Source organism: Pseudomonas sp. 51_B, assembly GCF_017491595.1.
Taxonomy (GTDB): domain Bacteria; phylum Pseudomonadota; class Gammaproteobacteria; order Pseudomonadales; family Pseudomonadaceae; genus Aquipseudomonas; species Aquipseudomonas promysalinigenes.
In genome coordinates, this window is record NZ_JAFGYW010000633.1 from 1 (window position 1) to 234 (window position 234).

The window sequence follows — 234 nt, forward strand, 5'->3', positions numbered from 1 at the left end:
TCTTCCCGATCTTCGGCGAAGGTAACACCCCCGCGGCCATCATCGCTGCATCGGTGCTGCTGTGGGCCGTGCATTTTCTGGTACTGCGCGGCATCAAGGAAGCAGCCTTCATCAACCAAGTGACCACCGTGGCCAAAATCGTGCCGTTGCTGATCTTCGTGGTCATTGCCGCTTTCGCGTTTCGCGCCGATATCTTCACGCGCGATATTTGGGGCCAGAGCAACCCGCAGTTCG

Annotated in this window: 1 protein-coding gene; it reads left to right on the forward strand. The window is 58.5% G+C overall.

Translation table 11 applies throughout. From position 1 onward, the window contains the following. Positions 1-234: amino acid permease (locus J5M56_RS26495; RefSeq protein ID WP_207938250.1), on the forward strand; the 234-nt coding region annotated here is incomplete at both ends.